Raw genomic sequence first — 403 nt, 5'->3', positions numbered from 1 at the left:
CGGACTCGAACCGTTAACCTGCTGATTACAAATCAGCTGCTCTGCCAATTGAGCCACATCGGCGTATTTATTATCAACCTTTCTGCTTCCTCAACAGAACCAAGTCTTTCTTGCCACTAAATTCTTTTAGTCTGCGTGACTCCTACGGGAATCGAACCCGTGTTACCGCCGTGAAAGGGCGATGTCTTAACCGCTTGACCAAGGAGCCGTTTCCTTTCGTACCATATAGTACAAAAAAACTCCCCGAGTAGGGCTCGAACCTACAACCCCTCGGTTAACAGCCGAGTGCTCTACCATTGAGCTATCGAGGATTATTTTCATCAGATCTTATCTGAACTATGAATGCATTGTACATTCAAAACCACACACTGAAAAATTTCACATCCGGAGATAACTCCTCTTT

The 403-nt window shown here is 44.9% G+C and carries 2 tRNA genes; both read right to left on the bottom strand.

Going from position 1 to position 403, the window contains the following annotated elements:
- Window positions 1-136: 136 nt before the first annotated feature.
- Window positions 137-208, bottom strand: a tRNA-Glu gene (locus DWZ69_RS11925).
- Window positions 209-239: 31 nt separating this feature from the next.
- Window positions 240-311 (bottom strand) — tRNA-Asn (locus tag DWZ69_RS11920).
- Window positions 312-403: the final 92 nt, after the last annotated feature.

It is taken from the genome of Eubacterium sp. AF34-35BH (assembly GCF_003477765.1).
Classification (GTDB): domain Bacteria; phylum Bacillota; class Clostridia; order Lachnospirales; family Lachnospiraceae; genus Eubacterium_G.
Note: the sequence above shows the minus strand (reverse complement) of the source record. Positions and strands in the feature narration are given on the sequence as shown.